Here is a 637-nt window from a genome sequence, read left to right on the forward strand (position 1 = left end):
ATCCGCCTGCGCGCGCTTTACGCCCAATAATTCCGGACAACGCTTGCCACCTACGTATTACCGCGGCTGCTGGCACGTAGTTAGCCGTGGCTTTCTATTCCGGTACCGTCAATCCTTCTAACTATTCGCAAGAAGGCCTTTCGTCCCGATTAACAGAGCTTTACAACCCGAAGGCCGTCATCACTCACGCGGCGTTGCTCCGTCAGACTTTCGTCCATTGCGGAAGATTCCCCACTGCTGCCTCCCGTAGGAGTCTGGGCCGTGTCTCAGTCCCAATGTGGCCGTTCATCCTCTCAGACCGGCTACTGATCATCGCCTTGGTGGGCCGTTACCCCTCCAACTAGCTAATCAGACGCAATCCCCTCCTTCAGTGATAGCTTATACATAGAGGCCACCTTTCATCTTTCCTCGATGCCGAGGTTAGATCGTATGCGGTATTAGCAGTCGTTTCCAACTGTTGTCCCCCTCTGAAGGGCAGGTTGATTACGCGTTACTCACCCGTTCGCCACTAAGATTGATAGAAGCAAGCTTCCATCGCTCTTCGTTCGACTTGCATGTGTTAAGCACGCCGCCAGCGTTCGTCCTGAGCCAGGATCAAACTCTCCAAGATATCTTGAAGCTATTTGAATAGCTCATT

At 52.7% G+C, this 637-nt stretch carries 1 rRNA gene; it reads right to left on the minus strand.

The annotated features are described in order from the left end of the window. Nucleotides 1-610, minus strand: a 16S ribosomal RNA gene (locus NE668_RS09710); the annotation flags it as partial. Nucleotides 611-637: the final 27 nt, after the last annotated feature.

It is taken from the genome of Veillonella parvula (assembly GCF_024461875.1).
GTDB lineage: Bacteria > Bacillota > Negativicutes > Veillonellales > Veillonellaceae > Veillonella > Veillonella parvula_I.